This is a genomic window from Comamonas sediminis (assembly GCF_041107495.1).
GTDB classification, from domain to species: Bacteria; Pseudomonadota; Gammaproteobacteria; order Burkholderiales; family Burkholderiaceae_C; genus Comamonas; species Comamonas sediminis.
In genome coordinates this window covers 1-20,876 of the sequence record NZ_JBGBDC010000005.1, presented here as the reverse complement: position 1 = coordinate 20,876, position 20,876 = coordinate 1, and the positions used below count along the sequence as shown (strand labels likewise).

The 20,876-nt window shown below is 64.6% G+C and carries 14 protein-coding genes; 10 read left to right on the top strand and 4 right to left on the bottom strand.

What is annotated here, in order from left to right; all coding sequences use genetic code 11:
• Positions 1 to 103: 103 nt before the first annotated feature.
• The 5 genes from AB7A72_RS12285 to AB7A72_RS12265 all read left to right on the top strand — a co-directional run bounded on the left by AB7A72_RS12285 (position 104) and on the right by AB7A72_RS12265 (position 6,347).
• The gene (locus AB7A72_RS12285; RefSeq protein WP_369460147.1) at positions 104 to 1,336 is read left to right on the top strand and encodes a M48 family metallopeptidase; all 1,233 of its coding nucleotides are present in this window, start codon (positions 104 to 106) and stop codon (positions 1,334 to 1,336) included.
• A 153-nt stretch (positions 1,337 to 1,489) separates the two neighbouring features.
• Entirely contained in the window at positions 1,490 to 2,362 is an 873-nt protein-coding gene (locus AB7A72_RS12280; protein ID WP_239809769.1) for a hypothetical protein, read from the top strand.
• Between the two features lie 187 nt (positions 2,363 to 2,549).
• On the top strand, positions 2,550 to 4,238 hold the full coding sequence (locus tag AB7A72_RS12275; RefSeq protein ID WP_239809768.1) for an AMP-binding protein: 1,689 nt from the start codon (positions 2,550 to 2,552) through the stop codon (positions 4,236 to 4,238).
• Positions 4,239 to 4,309: 71 nt separating this feature from the next.
• Positions 4,310 to 5,068: a 5'-methylthioadenosine/adenosylhomocysteine nucleosidase gene (locus AB7A72_RS12270; protein ID WP_369460146.1), complete on the top strand. Its 759-nt coding sequence runs from the start codon at positions 4,310 to 4,312 to the stop codon at positions 5,066 to 5,068.
• 76 nt (positions 5,069 to 5,144) lie between these two features.
• Complete coding sequence (locus AB7A72_RS12265) at positions 5,145 to 6,347, top strand: MFS transporter (protein ID WP_369460145.1); 1,203 nt, start codon at positions 5,145 to 5,147, stop codon at positions 6,345 to 6,347.
• Between the two features lie 15 nt (positions 6,348 to 6,362).
• Here AB7A72_RS12265 and corA read toward each other — a convergent pair whose 3' ends face one another.
• The 4 genes from corA to tsaB all read right to left on the bottom strand — a co-directional run bounded on the left by corA (position 6,363) and on the right by tsaB (position 9,676).
• Positions 6,363 to 7,349, bottom strand: a complete 987-nt coding sequence (corA, locus tag AB7A72_RS12260; protein ID WP_239809765.1) for a magnesium/cobalt transporter CorA — start codon at positions 7,347 to 7,349, stop codon at positions 6,363 to 6,365.
• Between the two features lie 313 nt (positions 7,350 to 7,662).
• Positions 7,663 to 8,487: a uracil-DNA glycosylase family protein gene (locus tag AB7A72_RS12255; RefSeq protein WP_369460144.1), complete on the bottom strand. Its 825-nt coding sequence runs from the start codon at positions 8,485 to 8,487 to the stop codon at positions 7,663 to 7,665.
• Positions 8,484 to 8,960 (bottom strand): ribosomal protein S18-alanine N-acetyltransferase, encoded by a 477-nt coding sequence (rimI, locus tag AB7A72_RS12250; RefSeq protein WP_369460143.1) that lies wholly within the window; start codon positions 8,958 to 8,960, stop codon positions 8,484 to 8,486. The genes AB7A72_RS12255 and rimI overlap by 4 nt, the downstream gene beginning before the upstream one ends.
• A complete protein-coding gene (gene tsaB, locus AB7A72_RS12245; protein ID WP_369460142.1) occupies positions 8,957 to 9,676 on the bottom strand; it encodes a tRNA (adenosine(37)-N6)-threonylcarbamoyltransferase complex dimerization subunit type 1 TsaB in 720 nt (239 codons plus the stop codon). Before tsaB ends, rimI begins: the two co-directional genes overlap by 4 nt.
• 361 nt (positions 9,677 to 10,037) lie before the next feature.
• Here tsaB and dacB point away from each other — a divergent pair, with 361 nt between their 5' ends.
• From dacB to AB7A72_RS12220, 5 genes are all read left to right on the top strand, one after another.
• Positions 10,038 to 11,423 (top strand): D-alanyl-D-alanine carboxypeptidase/D-alanyl-D-alanine endopeptidase, encoded by a 1,386-nt coding sequence (gene dacB / locus AB7A72_RS12240; protein ID WP_312451055.1) that lies wholly within the window; start codon positions 10,038 to 10,040, stop codon positions 11,421 to 11,423.
• A gap of 132 nt (positions 11,424 to 11,555) precedes the next feature.
• Positions 11,556 to 12,188, top strand: coding sequence for an ankyrin repeat domain-containing protein (locus tag AB7A72_RS12235; protein WP_369460141.1), 633 nt, complete (start codon positions 11,556 to 11,558; stop codon positions 12,186 to 12,188).
• Between the two features lie 348 nt (positions 12,189 to 12,536).
• On the top strand, positions 12,537 to 17,702 hold the full coding sequence (locus AB7A72_RS12230; protein ID WP_369460140.1) for a choice-of-anchor U domain-containing protein: 5,166 nt from the start codon (positions 12,537 to 12,539) through the stop codon (positions 17,700 to 17,702).
• Positions 17,703 to 17,922: 220 nt separating this feature from the next.
• Positions 17,923 to 18,759, top strand: a complete 837-nt coding sequence (locus AB7A72_RS12225) for a rhodanese-like domain-containing protein (RefSeq protein ID WP_369460139.1) — start codon at positions 17,923 to 17,925, stop codon at positions 18,757 to 18,759.
• Positions 18,746 to 20,876 (top strand): hypothetical protein (locus tag AB7A72_RS12220; protein ID WP_369460138.1); only part of this gene is annotated, 2,131 nt, incomplete at its 3' end. The genes AB7A72_RS12225 and AB7A72_RS12220, both read left to right, overlap by 14 nt.

The following is a 20,876-nucleotide window of genomic DNA, read 5'->3' as shown; positions in this document are numbered from 1 at the left end:
GCTTCAGATCGCGGCAGTTGCTGCTTTGCAACATCTTATAAATTCTCTCTATAAAGGCCGCGTGTCTCGGGCATGATACGCGCTCTTTACAGAGGAGATACATATGAAGGAGTGGGTGTATCCGCGCGAGCGGACACTGGGCGCCATCACCCTGGTTCTGGGTCTGTTGGCATGGTTGCTGATCTTGTTGCTGACCCTGGGCACGGTGCTGATCTACCTGCTCGTCGGTTTCATTTTTTATCTTTTTGCACAGTCGGCATTGATTGCGTGGCTGCGCGGCACTGCCGTGCGCCTGTCGGACGAGCAGTTCCCCGACCTGTACCTGCAGTACCTGCAGTGCTGCAAGAAGCTGGAGCTGGTCGACCCGCCCGAGGCCTATCTGCTGCAAGGCGATGGCTTGATGAATGCCTTTGCGACCCGCTTTCTGGGCCGCAACTTCGTCATCGTGCTGAGCGACACGGTCGACGCCATGCGTGCCTTGCCCGATGGCATTAACTTCTACTTCGGCCATGAGCTGGGCCATATCAAGCAGGGCCACCTGACCGGGCACTTCTGGCGCATGCCGGTGCTGTGGCTGCCGCTGGTCGGGGCTGCCTACGCGCGTGCCAAGGAGTACACCTGCGACCTGCACGGCCGCGCCTGCTGCGAAGGCTCGGAGTCCGCAGGCCGTGCGCTGTCGGTGCTCGCCGCTGGCGCGCAGAAGTGGAAAACCATCAACCTGGTGCAGTATGCGCGCCAGACCATGAGCAACCGGGGCTTCTTCCCCGATCTGCACGAGCTGCTGAGTGGCTACCCCTGGCTGACCAAGCGCGTGGCGCGCATGATCAGCCCCGGCATCAAGATGCCGGGCCGCAATCCCTTCTCCTATCTGTTCGCGCTGTTCGTGCCCTATGGCGGCCGGGCTGGCGGCGGGGCGGTGGGTCTGCTGATGGTGATCGCGATCATCGGTATCGCTGCTGCGGTCGCGATACCGGCACTCAAGGGCGGCGCCGGTGGGGGTGCCTTCAGCCAGATGCTGATGCAAGGCATGCAGTCGCAAAAGGGCAAGGAGGCCTTCGAGAAGGAATGGACCCAGGCCGAGCCGGTGCGCCAGGCGCTGTCGCGCTACTACCAGACCTATGAGGAAGTGCCTGACTCCCTGTCCGATGCCGGTGTGTCGCCCGAGCAGGAAGGCAGGCTGATGTATGACAGCGAGGACATGTCGCTGACCGCGCTGACCATCCACGGCCAGTTGCAGATGCAGCCGATGCAGGGCGAGGGCGGCAAGGTGGTCTGGCATTGCATCGCTGATGGCGCGGCGCAACAGTACCTGCCGGCCAGTTGCCAGAGCAAGTGAAGCATTTGGATACATTCGCTGCCGAAGTCTCCTGATTCAGCCCGGCGGCCTCGGACAGAATCCGCAACGGCCTTGCTATGATGCAGGGCTTGGCGGTGTGGCACAGGCCACGCGCTGTCTGTGGGCCGCCGCCACTGTTTTCAGGATCCGTCTATGTCTTTTTCCGCTGCCCGTTCTCTGTCCTGGCTGGGGTGCGCCGCCGCAGCCGTAGTGCTGAGCGCCTGCGCACCGCTGCCTTCGAATGTGGAGCCGGTGGGCCGCACCCTCGTGTCCATGGACCAGAACACGGACCTGCGCTGGACCTACTGGGGCACCGACAGCGAGGTGCTCGATGTGCTGCCCGAAGACCTGGCCAAGGACAAGCCGCTGCAGGCCAAGCTCTGGCAGATGCGCACCAGGCTGGGCGAACTGGTGGGCGTGATGTCGCTGCGCTCCAACGTCGATGACCTGAACAACAAGAACACCGTCTGGACCCAGGACTGCCCCAAGCAAAAGGGCGTGCTGGTCGAGCGCACCCAGGGCTTGAACATTGGCCGCGTGGACTGCCTGCGCATCAAGCGCACCGCCAACAGCAGCGATTGGCTGGCGCAGAACGATGCGGCGATGGCATCCCGCCTGGAGGCCGCTGGTGTCTACTTTGCGCGCCCGGTGGCCTATGTGTCCTACCAGTTCACCACCAGCAATGGCGGCTATGTCGAAGCGCAGGTGCTGGTGGACCAGCGCCTGGTGCGTCCGCCGATCCGCAGCAGCGTGGACTTTCTGGCCGCTGGCCGCTCGCTGGACCGCTGGGCGCAAGCACTGGCGCGCTCCATGCGTGAGAGCACCGGCTACTTCAATGGTGTGCTGACCGTGCCACCTTTCCCTTACGAAATCGACCAGCAGCCGTATTACGAGACCAAGCAGGACGACTCCGATGTACTGTTTGGCAAGGAAAAGCCCAATCCGCAGGCCGCTGAGGAGAAAGCAGCGTCGGTGGTTGCCCCTGCGGGGACAGCACCCGCCGCGGCCGCACCCGCCAAGCGCTGATCGCTTCCCCTGCTCTGCAGCAGCCATGGCCTCGGTCATGGCTTTTTTTTGTCTTTTTACGGGTATATCCAGACTTGGAATGGGCCCAGAATTTGCACAATAGGGTCACATCGAACAACATGGCTCAACAGCAAGCCGGGCGCACTGGGCGCCGGCACCCGCTGTATGACCGACAGGAGACTTGTGCATGACCGAACGCCCATGGCTGGCCACTTACCCCCCAGAGATTCCCGAGGACATTGATCCTGAGCGCATTCCCACCTTGGTGCAGTTGCTCAACCAGGCCTTCATCCAGTACGCCGACCGCACGGCGCTGCATTTCATGGGAGCGCGCTTCAGCTACCGCCAGCTCGACGACTACAGCGTGGCGCTGGCCGCCTACCTGCAGACCTTGCCGCTGGCCAAGGGCGACCGCGTAGCGCTGATGATGCCCAATGTGCCGCAGTATGCGGCGGCTGTCGCTGCCGTGTTGCGCGCGGGCCTCGTGGTGGTCAATGTGAACCCGCTCTATACCGCCTCGGAGCTGGACCACCAGCTCAAGGACAGCGGCGCCAAGGTGATGATCGTGCTGGAGAACTTTGGCGCCACCGTGCAGAACTGCCCGGCCCACCGCCAGCTCGAGAAGATCATTGTCTGCAGCATGGGCGATTGCCTGGGTCTGATCAAGGGCAGCATCGTCAACTACGTGGTGCGCCACAGCAAGAAGCTGGTCGCGCCTTTCACCCTGGAGCGCAGCATCCGCTATCCCGATGCAATCCGGGAGGGCGAGCGCCACAGCTTCTCGCCGGTCGAGATCGGGCTGGACGATGTCGCTGCGCTGCAGTACACCGGCGGCACCACCGGCGTAGCCAAGGGCGCGGTGCTGCTGCACCGCAACCTGGGCGCCAATGTGCTGCAGGTGCAGGCCTGGTACGGGCCGGCGCTCAAGACCATTCCGCAAGGGGAGCAGCCGCTGTGTGTCTGTGCGCTGCCGCTCTACCATATCTTCGCGTTCACGGTCTGTTTTCTGCTGTCGATGCGCCTTGGGCACCAGGTGCTGCTGATCCCCAACCCGCGCGACATGAAGGCGGTGCTGGGCGAGCTGGGCAAGTATGAGTTCCATACCTTGCCAGCCGTCAACACCTTGTTCAACGGCCTGATGAGCCACCCCGATTTTGACAAGGTGAACTGGAAGAACCTGCGCGTGGTCGTGGGCGGCGGCGCGGCGGTGCAATCGTCCGTGGCCGAGCGCTGGCTGCAGCGCGTTGGCCAGCCCATCGTCGAAGGCTATGGCCTCTCAGAAACCAGCCCGGTGGCCAGCTGCAACTTCGTCGGCACCGGCCAGAAGGCCTCGGGCTCGATCGGCTACCCGATGCCGGGCACCGACATGGCCATCCTCGACGATGCCGGCGAGCCGGTGCCACAAGGCGAGCGCGGCGAGGTGTGCATACGCGGCCCGCAGGTGATGGCCGGCTACTGGCAGCGCCCGGACGAGACGGCCAAGTCCATGACCGAGGACGGGTTCTTCCGCTCGGGCGATATCGGCATCATGGAGCCCGATGGCATGTTCCGCATCGTCGACCGCAAGAAGGACATGGTGCTGGTCAGCGGCTTCAACGTCTACCCCAATGAGGTGGAGGACGTGGCCGCATCCTTCCCCGGCGTGGCCGAATGCGCGGTGGTCGGCGTGCCCGACGAGAAGACGGGCGAGGCGATCAAGCTGGTGGTGGTACGCAAGTCCGCCGATGTGACCGAGGCACAGCTGCGCGCCCATTGCGCCGAGCACCTGACCGGCTACAAACGGCCCAAGTACATCGAGTTCCGCGACAACCTGCCCAAGACCCCGGTCGGCAAGATCCTGCGGCGCGAGCTGCGCGACCAAAGCACCAACGCCTGAGCGCCGCAGACCAGTAAGACAAAGCGGAGATTGCAGCGACAATCTCCGCTTTGCCTTTTCTGGATTCCGACGTGACCCTTGCCATTCTCAGCGCCCTTCCCGAGGAGCAGGCCGGCATTGCTGCGCTGCTGACCGATGCCCGCATCCACGACCATGCCGGCCGCCGCTATAGCTGCGGTCAGCTGCACGGCCAGGCGGTGGTGCTGGCGCTGTCGGGCATCGGCAAGGTGGCGGCGGCCAGCACGGCTGCGACCCTGATCGAGCGCTTTGGCGCACGCGGCATCGTGTTTACCGGTGTGGCCGGAGGCCTGGGCGACGGTGTGCAGGTGGGCGATGTGGTCGTGGCCACCCGCTATGCGCAGCACGACCTGGACGCCTCGCCGATCTTCCCGCGCTACGAGGTGCCGGGCTATGGCCGGGCCCTTTTCGACTGCGATGCTGCGCTGAGCGCGCAACTGGCCGTGGCCGTGCAGCAATGCCTGGCCGGTGGCGGAGCCGCTTGGACGGCCGAACTGGGCCTGCCCGCGCCGCAGATGCACCAGGGTCTCGTCGTCAGCGGCGACCGTTTTGTCAGCAGTGCCGCCGAAGTGCAGGCCCTGCGCAGCGGCTTGCGGGCAGCGGGCATGGATGCGCTGGCCGTCGAGATGGAGGGCGCCGCCGTCGCCCAGGTCTGCGCCGACCACGGCTTGCCGTTTGCGGCGATGCGCAGCATCTCCGACCGGGCCGACGACAGCGCGCACCTGGACTTTCCCCGCTTCATCCATACGATCTCCAGCCGCTATGCGCAGCACATCATCGGCAGCCTGGTGCGGAGCTTGCCGGCCCGCTGAATGGCCCGCCCGGTAGCGCGGGTGACTGTGCAGCGCGGCAAGCCTGGTCACAATGGCGCGCTGCCTTGATCTGACCATGCCCCTTTTTTCCGCTCCATCCTTTGCGCCCGGCCAGGTGCTGACCACCTGCAAACTGGGCCTGGGGCAGATGCTGTCCTGGGGCTCGGCGTTCTACCTGCCCGCCATCCTGGCCGGCGCGATGGGCGAGAGCCTGGGCATACCGCCATCGCGCATCTTTGCCGCGTTCTCGGTGGCGTTGCTGATGATGGCGCTCACCGGGCCAGTGGCCGGGCGGCTGATCGACCGCTGGGGCGGGCGCCCGCTGCTGATGGCCACCAACCTGCTGTTTGCGCTGGGGCTGGTGCTGCTGTCGCAGGTGCAGACCCAGGTCCAGCTGTTTGCGGTCTGGTTGCTGCTCGGCCTGGCGATGGGAGCGGGGCTGTACGAGGCGGCCTTTGCCACCTCGGTGCGCCTCTACGGCAAGGCAGCGCGGGGCAGCATTGTCGGCATCACCTTGTTTGGGGGCTTTGCCAGCACCTTGAGCTGGCCGCTGACCACCTGGCTGCTGCATGGCTGGGGCTGGCGCGAAGCCTGCCTGGTCTGGGCGGGGGTGCAGTTGCTGGTATTGCTGCCGTTGCATGCGAGCCTGCCCCGTGCGCCCGCGCGTGCCGGCGCCGATGCGGTGGTACCACCAACGGGCTTGCCGGCGGCCGCGCCTGCCGCTGCTTTGCGGGGCCAGTGGCTCAGCCTGGTCTTGCTGGCGCTGACCTTTGCAGCGATCTGGTTCATCGGCACCTCGATGATGTCGCACCTGCCGCGCCTGCTGATGGTCAGCGGCGCCAGCGCGACAGCGGCCGTCGCTGCGGCAGCGCTGGTGGGCCCTGCCCAGGTGGCCAGCCGCATTGCAGATTATGCTTTGCTGCGCCGCGCCCATCCGCTGTGGTCAGCGCGCATTGCCGTGACGGCCTATCCGTTGGCGGCCTTGCTGCTGGCGGTTTTTGGTGCACCGGGTGCCTGGGCTTATGCGTTGGCCTTTGGGCTGGGCAACGGCATCATGACGGTCGTCATTGGTACGCTGCCGCTGGCGATGTTTGGTGCGCAAGGCTATGGCCAGCGCCAGGGCCTGCTGATGGTGCCGGCCCGCATGACCCAGGCCAGCGCCCCTTTTCTGTTTGGCCTGGCACTGGAGCAGTGGCAGCTGGGCGCCCTCTGGGTGCTGATGCTCGCCGCCTCGATGGCCGCAACGGCGCTGTGGTGCCTGCGGCCCAAGCAGGTGTAGCGCGCGCGGGGGGCGTTACTTGAGCCAGCCGCGCTTGCGGAAGTACAGCATCGGGATCAGCGCGCTGCCCACCATCAGCGCAATACCGTAGGCATAGCCATATTGCCAGTCGATCTCGGGCATGTACTTGAAGTTCATGCCGTAGACGCTGGCGATCAAGGTGGGTGGCAGCAGCGCGACGCTGGCCACCGAGAAGATCTTGATGATCTTGTTCTGGTTGATGTTGATGAAACCGACGGTCGCATCCATCAAGAAGTTGATCTTGTCGAACAGGAAGGCGGTGTGGTTGTCCAGCGATTCGATGTCGCGCAGGATCTGGCGCGCATCCTCGAACTGGTCGGAGTTGAGCATCTTGCTGCGCATGACAAAGCTCACGGCACGGCGGGTGTCCATCACATTGCGGCGAATGCGGCCGTTCAAGTCTTCCTGGCGGGCGATGGCCGAGAGCACTTCGCTCGCATGGGTGTCGGTCACATTGCCGGCCAGCACCTGGGTGCTGACTTTTTCCAGGTCGTCGTAGATGCCTTCCAGGGTGTCGGCCGAGTACTCGGCGTCGGCATCGAACAGCTTGAGCAGTACGTCCTTGCTGTCCTCGATCAGGCCGGGCGCGCGGCGGGCACGCAGGCGCAGCAGGCGGAACACCGGCACATCCTCATCATGGATGGAAAACAGCACGCCATAGCTCTTGAGTGACGCATTGTGCAGGTTCATGATGAAGGCCACGCGCACGCTGCGCGGGTCGTCTTCGTCATCGATCAGGAAGTCGCTGCGGATGTGCAGATCGCCATTGTCTTCTTCGTAGAAACGGGCCGATTCCTCGATGTCCTGGTCCATCGCGTCTTCGGGAATGGACAGGCCGTAGTGCTGCTTGATCCAGCGCTTTTCTTCAAGGGTGGGGGACTCTAGGTCGACCCAGATCGGCTGAAAACGGGCCAGGTCCTGCAGGGATTCGATCTCTTCCTGCACCAGACGGCCATTGGCAAGCGTAAAGATGTTGAGCATAGGCTCACTTCCTTGTTGTTATTGGTCTGCAAAAGGGGGCGGGGGGCGCTTCCGACCCATGTGCAGCCATGTGCTTGCCAGGGTGGAAGCTACCAACTTGGGTAGGGATCCAAGGAGAGACTCCGGTTTGTGAATGGGCGCCATTATGGCATTCCCGCATCCGCTGCGCATGACGATGCGCTTTGTGGGGTTGCAGCGTTGTCAACACCCCACGCCAGCCGCTGTCAGTGGGTGCCTACATTCGCCTGATGGCGTCCCGTTGGAGGCCCATCGGAGACAGATTGGAGGCAAATTGGCAGGTTTGTGAGGAAATTTAACGGCCGGCCTGGGCCAGCGCGAAGCACAGATCGGCCCAGGTTGCCGCCTTGGCCTGGGGTGTGCGCAGCAGGTGGCTCGGGTCGTAGCTGACCACGGCCGGCAGCTGGCTGCCGCCCAACTGGTGGAGCTGCTGGCGCAGGCGGGAGAAGGGCTGGTCGCCCGGCATCAGGTGGCGCACCGCCGGCAGGCCCAGCAGCAGGGCCATCGCAGGCTGGCATTCCTGCACCAGCGCATCGATGCTGTAGCTGGGCAAGCCATCATCGCCTTCCTGATTGGCGGGGATGCGGGCCAGCGGCACCCAGTAGACGGGGGCATCGGTCAGGCGCATGGCCCGCAGCATCTGCAGCAGCAGCTGGCAGGCTTCACCCTGCTGGGGCGCGCCTTCGGGCAGCTCGGCCACTACCAGCCAGGCAGGCTGGGTGGCAGCGACAGGCGGCGGCTGCTTGCCTTGCAGATCGAGCAGCACCGGCGCGCGCAGCGCAAAGCGCACACGCGGAAAATCAGCCGGCAGCGCCTGCGGCGAGGTGGTCCGGGCCGCTGCAGGCGCAGGCGCGGGGGCTGGCGTTGGCGCAGGTGCTGGCGCTGCCGTCTCTGGGATGGCAGCCGCTGGCATCGTAGGTGCTGCAGGTGCAGCCGGTGCAGCGGTCACTCCCGTTGCAGGCACAGGCTCCGCGTGCAGCCGCACTGCGGCCACCGGGGTGGGGGCCGGAGTCACCTCGGGCGCGGTCTGGGCGGCAGGCGCGGGCGATTCGGGCCACCACAGCGGGTGGCCCATCTCTTGCAGCATGGCGCGTTGGCGGGCGTCCAGGTTCAGGCTCATGGGGTGGTAGGCAGCAGATAACGCATGACCATGGCGTCCTCGCGTTCGACATGGGATACCGGATAGTAGCGCTTTCGCAGCCCTACCGATTCAAATCCAAACTGCAGGTAGATCTGCTGGGCGCGCAGATTGCTGATGCGCACTTCCAGCCAGATCGTCTGGGCGCGTGCGCTGACGGCCCAGCTGCGCAGCTGCTCCAGTAGCACCTTGGCCCAGCCCTGGCGCTGGTGCTGCGGGTTGACGGTGATGTTGAGCAGGTGCAGCTCATCGACGCCCTGCATGGCGACAAAGTAGCCGATCAACGCCTCGTCGGCCCAGAGCAGTTGCATCGCATAGCCCATGGCCATCGAATCGATGAAATTGCCCCGCGTCCAGGGGTGGCTGTAGCACTGGTTCTCAATGGCCAGCAGCGCGTCCAGGTCATCGGCGCGCAGCGCGGACCAGCGCAGCTGGGGCGTGGCGGGCAGGCTCATGGCGCACTGCCTGGGCTGCCGGCCGCCTGGGCTTGCTTTTCAGCCTCGCGCTCGGCCGTGGTCTTGGCGACCTTGTCGCGGATATAGAGGGGCAGCGCATCCTGCGCCGCCACCGCCTGGCCTTGGGCCAGCAGGTAGGGCGCCAGGCTCAGCAAGGCCTGGGCGGTGGGCATGGCCTGCAGATGGGTGGCACCGGGCGCCAGGCGCTCACCATAGATGGGCTGGGCATTGCCGGCCACCACAAAGCCTGGGGGCACCTGCACATCCTGCGGCGGGCAGACCTGCAGATCGCCCAAGGTCTGCCAGTGACCATCGGCATACTGGTAGACGGCGTTGTAGACCTCGTCCATGCGCGCGTCCAAGCAGGCCAGCACCTGGGTGCAACCATGTTGCAGGCGGGCCTCTTCGGCCACCGCCATCAGGGTATCGACCGGTAGCACCGGCACACCCTGGCCGCCGTTGGCCACAAAGGCCAGGCCCTGGGCAATGGCGCAGGCGGTGCGCAGGCCGGTGAACGAGCCAGGGCCCCGGCCAAACACAATCGCATCCAGCGCGTCGAAGCCCAGGCCCGCATCGGCCATCAGGCCACGCACCGCCGGCAGCAACTGGCTGGAGGTGTGCTGGCCACCGGCACCGCTGTGCAGCCAGCGCCGGTCATTCCGTGCGGTGGCAATGAAGAGGGTGTCGGTACTGGATTCGAGGGCAAGCAGGTTCATGGGGTAGGGCGCGCGCGGGCACTGTGCAAGCGCCCGGTTTCAGCCCCTGTGCAGGGGCGGCAACCTGCCATTATCGGGGCAAAGCCAAGGCTGCATGCCGGGCTTGGGCATAGCCGCTAGACTGCTGCCCATGCAACAGATTTCTCCGATGGCGCCCCTTTCTCCGTCCCTGGCAGGGCTGAATCCCGGCCGGTCCGGCGGCAGCGGCCGCTGGCTGCTCCCGCTCGCGATTGCGCTCAGCCAGGTCGCCTGCGCCCAGACCCCGGCCGCCCCGGCTGCCGACCCGGCGCCCAAGCCTATCCGGCTGGCCCAGCCCGTGGCTGTAGCGCCCCAGGCAGCCCCGGTACCGGCCAGCGCAGCTATGCAGGCCCCTGCCGCAGCCGCCAGCGCCTGGCCTGCCGACCGCCTGCCGGCCGAGGTCGAAGCCGCGTTGCAGCGCGGCAAGGTAGCGCCCGATGCGGTCTCCGTGGTGGTGATGGATGTCAGCGGCGCGCAGCGCCCGCTGCTCGATGTGCACAGCGATGTGGGCCGCAACCCTGCTTCGGTGATGAAGCTGGTGACCACCTATGCGGCGCTCGAGATTCTGGGCCCCGCCTACACCTGGGACACCCGCATTGCGACCGACGGCCAGGTTGCCCAGGGCGCCCTCAATGGCAATCTGTATGTACAGGGCTCGGGCGACCCCAAGCTGGTGATGGAGCGCCTCTGGCTGCTGCAGCGGCGACTGCTGGGCCAGGGCATCCAGGTCATCGTCGGCGATGTGGTGCTGGACCGCTCGGCCTTCTCGCTGCCGCCCATCGACCCCGCACGCTTTGACAACGAGCCCTACCGGCCCTACAACGCCGTGCCCGATGCGCTGCTGCTGAACTACAAGTCGCTGACGATGCGCTTCATCCCCGATGCGGCCGCCGGCGTGGCCCGTATCGCCTACGAGCCCGCCGTTGCGCATCTGCGGCTGCCCAGCACCGTGCCCCTGCTCAAGACCAAGGGCAATGCCTGTGGTGACTGGCGCGGCGCGCTGAAAGCGCAGCTGGCCGATGCCACGCAGATCCAGTTCCTGGGCGGCTACCCGGCTGCCTGCGGAGAAAACAGCTGGGCCGTGGCGCCTGCCGCGCCCGACCGCTTTGCGCCCCGTGTGTTCGAAGGCATGTGGCGTGAGCTGGGCGGCAAGGTCACCGGCCAGGTGCGCATGGGCACGACGCCCGACGGCGTGCAGCCGCTGATGAGCTTCAGCTCGCCCACACTGGGTGAGGTGGTGCGCGACATCAACAAGTACAGCAACAATGTGATGACCCAGCAGGTGTTCCTGACCCTGGGCAAGGAGCGCGCCGGGGTCGGCACCTTTGAAGGCGGCCGCCAGGCGGTGGCGCAGTGGTGGAGCGAGCGCGTGCCCGGCATGGCCGCGCCCACCATCGACAACGGTGCCGGTCTCTCACGCGATGCGCGCATCACCGCCGGCTCGCTGGCCAAGATGCTCTCGGTTGCCTGGAACTCCAACGTCATGCCCGAACTGATGGCCTCCATGCCCATCGTTGGTGTGGACGGCACGATGAAAAACAGCAAGAGCGCCCACACCGGCGGCGCCCATCTGAAGACCGGCACCCTGCGCGATGCCTCGGCCATTGCCGGCTATGTCAATGGCCGCGACGGGCGCCGCTGGGTCGTCGTGGCGATGGCCAACAGCGACAACGCGCCCCAGGCGCGTCCTGCCTGGGATGCGCTGATCGACTGGGTGGCGGCACAGTAAACCTGGCCAGGTCAACGCTCTCAGCGGGGGGCCGCAGGTCGGGGAAAACTGCCTGCGGCCAAGGTGGGTCTCTGGCGGTATCGGTGTACATTGCGCGTTGGAGCGTGGTCCCCCCGTCTCAAGGAGCCCTGCATGAGCCTGCCCTCGAAGTCCGCATGGTTTGCTGCCGCCAAGCGCTGGGATGCACGTTTGCTGGCCGCCTGGCTGGCGCAGGCGCCTCAGTGGGCCCAGGCGGTGGACAGTAAGGGGCGCACCGCCTTGCAGGTGGCCTGCGGCGTATTGCCGCAAAACGCCCATTCGGCCGATACCAATGGTCTGGAAACGGTGGCCACCTTGCTGGCCGCTGGCGCGCCGCTGGAGGCCCAGGCGCCGATGGGCGAGTGCAATGGCGACTTCCGTGCCACCGCGCTGTGGTTTGCCGTCTCCCGGGGCGAGAACCTGCCACTGGTCAAGCTGCTGCTCTCGCACGGTGCCAATGCCAGCTACTCCCTATGGGCCGCCGTGTGGCGCGATGACGAAGCCATGTGCCGCGCGCTGCTGCAAGCCCGGCCCTTGCTCAACCTGCGTGAGCATGGCGAAACCCCTGTCTTCTATGCCGCCCGCCTGGGCCGGCTCAAAACCCTGGAGCTGCTGCTCGACGCTGGCGCCGATGTCTCCGTGGCCGACTTCAAGGGCCGCGACGCGGTCGATATCGCCGTGGCGCGGCGCCTGCCGCAGGCGCTGATCTACCGCATGCAGCAGTTGCGGCAGCCTCGGCTGGCCTGACGGGCCCGCTGCGCAACCCCTGGTCTGGACAGACTCGGTTGATCCACCAGCGTCGTTTTCTTTGAGACGCTCTCCAATCGTTGTCCCATTTATTTCTGCGACTGCTCTGCAGAGCTGACTGGCGAAGCCATATCCATTTGTAAGCACTCACCACCTTTCGTGGTTGTTGTGTTTGCCTAACTGCGCGTCAGCGTCATGTAAGCAGTGTTCTTTCAAATGCGCTTCAAAATGCAATAGGGCTATCAATGGATTTCTGCCAATACGGTCCATCCATTGACAAGCATCGATTGAGTCGAGGCTGAGGGGGGGAGTCTGCGCACCCGGGCCTATAAAAATTGGACACAGGGTATGTATAAAAACATGAGGGGCCGCCCGCTGTTTACCAGCTGGGCAACGGTGGTGGGCATGTTGGTTCTGGGGCTGCTGTACTCGATCAGCAGTGCCTTTGCGCAGGCAGCGGATGCCGTGTGTGCAGAAGTCAAAATTGTCATCGAGCAAAAGCTTTCGCTGGAGCGCCAGGCCTTTGACGCCAAGATGGTCATCACCAATGGCCTGGCAGACCAGAGGCTGGAGAACGTCTCCATCGAGCTGAAGTTCCTCGATGCCAACAACAACCTGGTGGTTGCCACGTCGGACCCCAATGCCCAGGGCGCCACCTTCTTCTACCGTACCGACCAGGTGACTGGCATCACCGGCCTGCAAAACGGTGTCATCGCACCCAAGGCGGTGGCCAACATCAACTGGCTCATCATTCCCGCGGCAGGCAGTGGCGGCAGCAACCCGCAAGGCGCTGTGTACTACGTGGGCGCCAAGGTCAGCTATACGCTCGATGGCAAGGCCGATTCGGTTGACGTGGCGCCGGAATCCATCGTGGTGCGCCCCCAGCCAGAGCTGGTGCTGGATTACTTCTTGCCGCGCGATGTGTATGCCGATGACGCATTCACACCAGAGACCGAAGCGGCAGAGCCCTTCACCTTGGGCGTCCGAATCAAGAACCAGGGTGGCGGCACCTCTCACAAGACCAAGATCGACACGGCCCAGCCCCGCATTGTGGAGAACCGGCAGGGCCTGGCGATCAGCTTTCAGATTCTCGGCGGCTATGTCGGCGACCAACCAGCAGGCAAGAGCCTGCTTTTGGACTTTGGGGATATTGAGTCTGGTACTTCCAAAATGGGCCGCTGGTCCATGGTTACGAGCCTCGCAGGCAAGTTTGTCGAGTTCAATGCCAGCTTTACCCATGCAGACTCTTTGGGCGGCGCCGTCACCTCGCTGATCAAGGACGTGCGCACGCATACCCTGATCCAGGACGTGCGCGTCGATCTGCCCGGGCGCGACAAGGTACGCGACTTCCTCGCCAAGGATGGCGACGTCTACCGGGTCTACGAATCCGATGGCGCCGACACCGAGGTGCAGAACCAGACGGCATCGGCACAGATGACCATGCAGGGCAACAACGCCAGCCTGCGCTTTAGCCCGGTGACCCAGGGCTTTGCCTATGCCCGGGTGCCCGATCCTGCGCGTGGCGCCAAGCTGCCGGTGCAGGTCACCCGTGCGGATGGCTATATCGTTCCTGCAGAAAACGTCTGGCTGTCCAAGGAGCGCAATGAAGACCTGAGCTGGAGCTACTTTCTCAATATCTTCGATGCCAATACCAGTGGCCAGTACAGCATTGGCTTTGTGGCCGGCGCGGCCGAGGCCAGCATTGCCGGCGTGGTGTACCGGGACAGCAATGCCAATGGCCTGCGCGACAGCGGCGAGCCCGGCATCCCCGTGACCGAGATCAAACTGAGCGGCACCCAGGCCAGCACGGGCGCCGCCGAACTGCAAACGGCGTATACCGATGCGCAAGGCGCGTTCACCTTCACCAACCTCAAGCCGGGCGTTTACACCCTGGTGGCCGGTGTCAGCGATGGCCTGGTGGATGGCACAGCGCTGGCAGGCTCTGCGGGTGGGCAGAGTGAGGCAGGCAAGTTCAGCAGCATTGAGCTGACCGCAGGCGCTGCCGCATCCGGCTATCTGTTTGCCAAGCGCGCTGCCACGCCAGAGAACCCCGACCCAGAGCCCAAGGCCGACCTGAAGGTGGCCGCCGGTGCCACCCCCGCCACGGTCAAACGCGGCGATACATCCACCGTCATGATCACCGCAGAAAACCTGGGCCCGGCGAGCGCTGTGGCGACCTCGGTGAATGTGGAAATTCCAGCTGGCCTTGCTGTGCTTAGCCACTCGGCTGCCGTGGGCAGCTATGCCAATGGCGTCTGGACCCTGGGTGATATGGCCACGCGTTCCACCGCGATATTGACCCTGGAGTTGCAAGCGGCCAAGGACAGCAGTGCCAAGGAGTTTGCGGTGGCCGCGCGTATTGGCGCGTCCACCAAGGACGACATCACCAGCAACAACAGCGCCTCTACCTTGATCCGCATCCAGGCCAGCGAGGCAGTGACTGCCACGCAAACGGCAGACCAGGGTATGCGCGTGCTGGCCTATATCGGCTGCGCTGCAGACCAGGCCTGCGCCGCGCAAAAACGCCAGACCGCGCAAACGGTGCTGGCCGCTTTCGACAGCGAGGCCGACATCGCCGCTACCGCAGCTGATTTCCAAAAGGCGCTGCGTGCAGGCGACTTCAGCCTGCTGTGGCTGAGCGGACCGCTGAGCGATTTGAGCGCCACCCTGCAGGAGGAAGTGCGTGCCGCTGTGCTGCGCGGTGCCTCGCTGGTGGTGGACGGCGCTGCCGATACCCCTCTGCGCGCCATTGCCGATATGTGGGGCAGCTATGCCGATCAGCCGTTGCCTAACGCTGCACTGCAGTTGGGCGCTAACGCGCTGCCGCTCACCAACCCCAACTGGGCTTTGGTGGCCGATGCGCCGGCGGCCACTGAGCTGCGCTACGCCAGCGGAGAAACCGCCGCCGTGCGCAGCAGCTATGGCAAGGGCCAGGTACTGGCGATGGGCTTTGACAGCCTGGGTGAGCCGCTGAGCGGCACGGAATGGACCGCATGGCTCCAGGCCCAGATGGCGCTGAGCAAGCCCAAACTGGTGGACCCGATGCTGGCCCAGTCCAGCGTGTTGGTGAGCACCGTCATCAACAATGGCGACGACAAGGCCCGCCAGCTGACCTTGAGCACCGCCTTGGCCAACGGCGCTCAGCTGCTGTCGTCCAAGCCTGCGGCTGCCGTCAATGGCGATCAACTCAGCTGGCCGCTGGATCTGGCAGCGGGTGCAACACAGACGGTAGAGCTGTGGCTGCAACTGCCCGCGCACGCGCAAGCCTTTAGCCTTGAATCGCAACTGCGCAATACCGCCGATGCGGTGGTGGTGGACAGCTGGTCGCACAACCTGCGCACCATTGCACAGCAGCAGGCTGAGGCCAATGCACGCGCAGCAGTGCCCGCTATCGCAGGCTTGCCAGATGCAGACAAAGCCCAGCTGCTTGCTCTGTTCGACCAAGCAGCCGAAGCTGTCCAGCAGCAAAAGCTGGGCGATGCGATTGCGGCACTGGTACAAGCGCAACAAAAACTGCGTGCGCTGCCGCAAGGTGCTGGGCGTGATGCGGCATTGCAGCCCGTGGCGCAGTGGATTGGCCTGGTATCGGCCGCCTGGAAGGACGATGGCTCTGCCACCAGGAACTGGACCTTGGCCATCAGCAGCGGTAACCAGCAGGTTGCCCAAGTGGGCACTGCGTTTGCGGCGCCGCTCCAGGTGCGTTTGGCAGATGAGAATGGTGCCCCAGTAGCCGGTCAGTCCCTGCGGTTTACCGCACCTGCCAGCGGCGCCACTGCGGTGTTCAGCAACGGCACTGCCGCCTTGCAGGTCAGCACCGACGCCCAAGGCCTGGCGAGCACCGATGCCATCACCGCGAATGCCGTCGTGGGCGCCTACCAGGTGCTTGCCAGTGTGGAAGGCGTCAACACCCCTGCCAGCTTTGACTTGCGCAACAGCGACGCAGCAACCCCCATCCTGACCTTGCAGCAGGTGGCTGGCGATAACCAGACCGCGCAAGTGGGGCAGGCCTTTGCCCAGCGCTTGCAAGCCAAGGTGGTGGATGCGCAAGGCGCAGCCGTGGCGGGCCAGCTGGTCGTGTTTGCGCTGCCAACGGCATCTGCCGGCGCGGCAACTGCCAGCTTTGCTGATGGCTCCCAAACCGCCAGCGTCTCCACCGATGCCCAAGGCCTGGCGATCTCGCCAGTACTGACGGCCAACGGTGCGGAGGGCAGCTACCAAGCGCGTGCGACGGCGGTGGGTGTCTCCGGTGAGCTGGCCTATTCGCTCACCAACACGGCGCAGCCAGTGCAAGTGCTTCAGCTGCTCGGCGTCTCTGGCAGCGGCCAGTCGGCCCCTGTGGGCGCTGCCTTTGCGCAAGCGCTCAAGATCAAGCTGGTGGATGGCCAAGGCGTAGGCGTGGCCAACCACAGCATCCGCTTCGAGCTGCCGTCCAGCGGAGCCAGTGCCACGTTTGCAGGCGGCGCTTTGCAAGTAGAGGTACAGACCGATGCGGATGGCTTTGCCAGCTCGCCGCTGCTTACCGCCAACAATATTGAAGGCCGCTTTGATGCACTGGCCAGTGCCGCTGGCGTGGCAGACAGCGTGCAGTTTGCCTTGACCAACACAGCGGCAACCGCGCCGGTGCTGAACCTGCAGGTGGTGGCCGGTGGCGGCCAGTCGGCGGTGGTCAATACCGACTTTGCCGAAGTGATCCGGGTCCAACTGGTCAACGGCCAGGGTGAGCCAGTGGCAGGGCGTGTGCTGAGCTTCAGCATGCCCGCCAGCGGTGCCGGTGCCGTCTTTGCCGGTGGCGCGCTGACCGTGCAGGCGACCACCGATGCACAAGGCATGGCTGCATCGCTGATGTTCAGCGCCAACCCCACCGTGGGTGACTACGAAGTCGTGGTGACGACAGCCGGCGCGCCTGATGTGAAGCTCGGCCTCAAGAACACCCCGGCACCAACGGACGACAAGCAAGTCACCATCCCCACGCCAACAGGCACCGGCTCGCTCAAGGCCTGGGTGACGGGCGGAGGCGATAGCTGCCACTTCAACCCGGACAAGACATCCGTCAAGCGGGCGCAAGGCTGGCTGCCGCTGTTTGATGTGCTGCTGTTCCCGCATGGCGTGTTCGAGTACGAGCTGGTCGGCTGCGACGTGGGCAGCACTGTGACCATCACCACCGAGTGGCCCAACCTGTTTGGGGTGAGCAGCTACATGAAGTACGGCCCCACGCCCACTTCGCGTGGCCGCAGCCTCTGGTATGTGCCCAAGAACCTGAAGCTGGAAGGCAACCGGGTGAGCTTCACGATCACCGATGGCCAGCTGGGCGATGACGACCTGGTGGCGAACGGCGTGATCAAGGACCCGGGTGGCCCGGTGATCCAAAGTGGGCCACTGCCTGCGGATGAGCAAGCCGTACCAGTGCCGGGCTTGGGTTGGCTGGCGGTGCTGATGCTGTCGCTGCTGACCGGTGTGGCGGCGTTGGCCGGGCTGCGACGCAAGGGCGTGCTTGGAGATGGCCATGGCCGCTAAGCACATGGCGTGCGGCCCCAGGTGGGGCACGCACGCTGCACTGGCCATCTTGGCCAGTGTGGGCCTGGGTGGCACAGCCAGAGATGCGACTGCAGTCTCCCCGCCGCCGGCCCCCTGGGGGGGACCGGCGCCAGTGTCCTCAGCACAGTCCCAGGACTTGGGCTGCTCGGCAGCGCAATATGCGGACCCAACTGCAAACGCAGCTGCGCTCGTATGGCCGGTGCAAGCTGCACCTGTTGCGCTGGACCAGGCCTGCTGGATCAGCGCTGCCGATGCGGCTGCCACCCACCCCAATGCCCAACCACCCACCTTGGTAGATGTGCGCCCGCGCAGCCTGCAACGTACAGCACCCATTGCGCTCGCTTTGCAGATGCAGCTGTCCGACATCGCCAGCAAGCGCTTTTTGCAGCAAACGCCCGTGGTGCTAGTTGGCACCGGGCTCGACAACGCCGATGTGGACCAGGCCTGCCGTCAGCTGCGCCAACAAGGCTTTGCCCAGTTGCAGGCAGTGCAGGGCGGTGCCCGGTCATGGCAAGCCGCGCAGGCGGGGGCAGCAGCGGGCGGGCCCTTGCTGCAGCCCTTGGATGCGCAGACCTGGATAGCCGCATTGGGCCAGGGCATGCACTGGACCGTGATCTCCGCCAGCGAAGCCATGCAAGGTGCGCCCCAGGCCCAATGGCCTGTGCCGCCCGAGCAGCTGGTAGCTGTCCGGGTCGACGGCAAAGAGCGCGACGCCAAGCTGGTAGCCGCCATTGCGCGCGCCTACCAAGACAGGCTTCAGCGTGCAAGTCATGCGGGCTACGCCCAGGCGCTGGTGGTCATCACCGATGGGGTGGTCAGCGATGCCTTGCGCGTCCAGGTCGAAGCGGCCTTGGTGCCTAGCACCGACGCATCCAAAGCGGGCCGCTCCGCCAGTGCGACCAGTACCGCAATGGCCACCCTTCCCGCCTATTGGCTCAACGGCGGCTGGCCAGCCTATGCACAGCAAGTGGCCCAGACCGCAGCCATCCAACAGACCGCCAACCACCGGCTGCAAGCGCCGTGTGGACGCCTATGAGCGCCAACAAAAAATGAGAAATACCGGGGGAAGCATGTACCAACAACAATCACCATCTTCACTGCTCCAAGCTGCGGCCTGGGCACGCAAGGCCTGGCAGGGCTTGCAGATGCTGGGCCTTTGGCTGATGCTGCTCTGTGCGGCCCAGCCAGCCCTGGCACAAACGCCAGTGACGGGTGTGATCACCAGCAACACAACACTGCGTGCAGCGCAGTCGCCCTATCTGTTCCAGGGCGATGTGATGGTGGACAACAACGCCACCCTGAGTATTGAACCCGGTGTGACCATCCAGATGGCAGCGGCGGCCAGCTTTACTTTGAAGCGGGGTGCACTCCAGGCGGTGGGCACCTCCAGCTTGCCCATCAAGATCACCTCGGCATCTGCGACACCCGCTGCCGGTGACTGGCGGCAATGGCGCTTCACCGCAGGCACCAACCAGGCGCTGACGCAACTGGGCCATGTCGTTATCGAATACGGCAGCGGTGTGGCGATTGAATCGGCTTCCCTCGTCATCAACAACACCGCCATCAACCACCACAGTGGGCCCGCCATCAGCATGGACCTGGCCTCGTCTCCGGTAGGTACCGGCAACACCGCCAATGGCAACTCGCTCAATGCGATCGCTGTGCCTGCGGGCACCATTCGCACGCAGGTGGTCTGGGGCATCGTCGGTATCCCTTACCTGGTGCAGCAAGGTCTGGTGCATATCGGCCAAGCGCCTTTGGCGCTGGAGCCGGCCAAACTCAAGCTCAGCCCCGGTGTGGTGGCCATGCTGCGCGTCTCGCTCAACGCACCAGCCCCCGCAGGCGGCACGCTGATCGATGTCAGCAGCAGCGTTCCTTCGGTTGCGTCTGCTGTTACCCGGGTCACTGTGCCTGAGGGGCAAACCAGCGCCGATTTGGAGGTGCAGGCCAGCAGCCTGGGTGTTACCAGGATCACGGCGAGCCATGCCACTTTGGGCATGGCGGAAACCGACATCGAAGTCGTCAGCCTGCCTTCTTTGGGCTTGGCCCCTGCCAGCCCCACGGTCGGGGTCAATCGCAACTATCCGATGACGTTGTCGCTGCCTGCACCCGCTGCAAGTAATGTCGCCGTGCGGTTGGACAACGCGGACACGGCCGTGCTGTCTGCCCCCAGCAGCTTGGTGGTGCCAGCCGGACAACAGAGCGTGAATTTTGAAGTGACTGGCTTGGTCGACGGTACCAGTCGTTTGACCGCGCAGGCAGACGGCTACGCCAGCGCGCTGGCCACCGTCACTGTAAGGGGCAAGGCGTTGGTACTGCCATCCAGCGTAGTGGTGGCGCCGACGGGCAGCACTACGGTGACATTGGAAGCTACGGAGCCAGCCCCTGCAGGCGGCTTGACCGTTAACTTGGCTGTCGCGCAAAGCAGTCTGGCCCAAGCTCCTGCCACCGTGCTCATCCCTGCGGGTCAAAGCCGGGTGAGCTTCAGCATCAATGGCAAGGCCTTGGGTGCCACCACCTTGACTGCAACCGCTGCCGGCTACCAGTCCGGCCAGACCAGCGTAAATGTGGACGCCATCAGTCTTAACACTGATCCTGCTGCAGACCTGGTGATGAATGAAGAGCTCAGCCGCACGGTTCGCGTGCAGTTGAGCAAAGCCGCTCCACTGGGCGGGATTACTGTTTCTGTTGTTAGCCAGAATCCGGCGATTGCTGCTGTGAGTCCTGCTGAGGTGTTTGTGCCTACGGGGCAGATTTATGCGACGGTGCCCATTACCGTTAATGCTTTGACCAAAGGTAAGACGGCGATTGATATTACGGCGCCTGGGTTGATTGGCAATGTGTTGAATGTGGAGGTGAGGGAGAAGTTTGGCTTGAGGCTGATCCGCTCCTATGGCTCAAAAGCAGTTCTGGGTAAGGGGATGAACACCTATCAGAGTGAGCTGGCAGTTCAGCGTTTAATAAATGGAGTTGTGAGTGGAGGTGCAGACCCTGTGGTGGTCAACTTGCGCTGTGCTGCAGCGGATGTGTGTGCCACTCCAACCTCAGTGACGATACCTGCAGGGCAAAGTACGGTTAATTTTATTGCTACTGGTTTAGATGTTGGCAGTACAGAGATAGAGGCTACTGCTACGGGAGCTACCGCATCGACGC

What these genes read in the sequence shown, in the direction of transcription:
- AB7A72_RS12285 (WP_369460147.1), top strand. Translation starts at nt 104, where the DNA reads ATGAAGGAGTGGGTGTATCCGCGCGAGCGGACACTGGGCGCCATCACC.
- AB7A72_RS12280 (WP_239809769.1), top strand. Translation starts at nt 1,490, where the DNA reads ATGTCTTTTTCCGCTGCCCGTTCTCTGTCCTGGCTGGGGTGCGCCGCC.
- AB7A72_RS12275 (WP_239809768.1), top strand. Translation starts at nt 2,550, where the DNA reads ATGACCGAACGCCCATGGCTGGCCACTTACCCCCCAGAGATTCCCGAG.
- AB7A72_RS12265 (WP_369460145.1), top strand. Translation starts at nt 5,145, where the DNA reads ATGCCCCTTTTTTCCGCTCCATCCTTTGCGCCCGGCCAGGTGCTGACC.
- corA (WP_239809765.1), bottom strand. Translation starts at nt 7,349, where the DNA reads ATGCTCAACATCTTTACGCTTGCCAATGGCCGTCTGGTGCAGGAAGAG.
- AB7A72_RS12255 (WP_369460144.1), bottom strand. Translation starts at nt 8,487, where the DNA reads ATGAGCCTGAACCTGGACGCCCGCCAACGCGCCATGCTGCAAGAGATG.
- rimI (WP_369460143.1), bottom strand. Translation starts at nt 8,960, where the DNA reads ATGAGCCTGCCCGCCACGCCCCAGCTGCGCTGGTCCGCGCTGCGCGCC.
- tsaB (WP_369460142.1), bottom strand. Translation starts at nt 9,676, where the DNA reads ATGAACCTGCTTGCCCTCGAATCCAGTACCGACACCCTCTTCATTGCC.
- dacB (WP_312451055.1), top strand. Translation starts at nt 10,038, where the DNA reads ATGCAGGCCCCTGCCGCAGCCGCCAGCGCCTGGCCTGCCGACCGCCTG.
- AB7A72_RS12235 (WP_369460141.1), top strand. Translation starts at nt 11,556, where the DNA reads ATGAGCCTGCCCTCGAAGTCCGCATGGTTTGCTGCCGCCAAGCGCTGG.
- AB7A72_RS12230 (WP_369460140.1), top strand. Translation starts at nt 12,537, where the DNA reads ATGTATAAAAACATGAGGGGCCGCCCGCTGTTTACCAGCTGGGCAACG.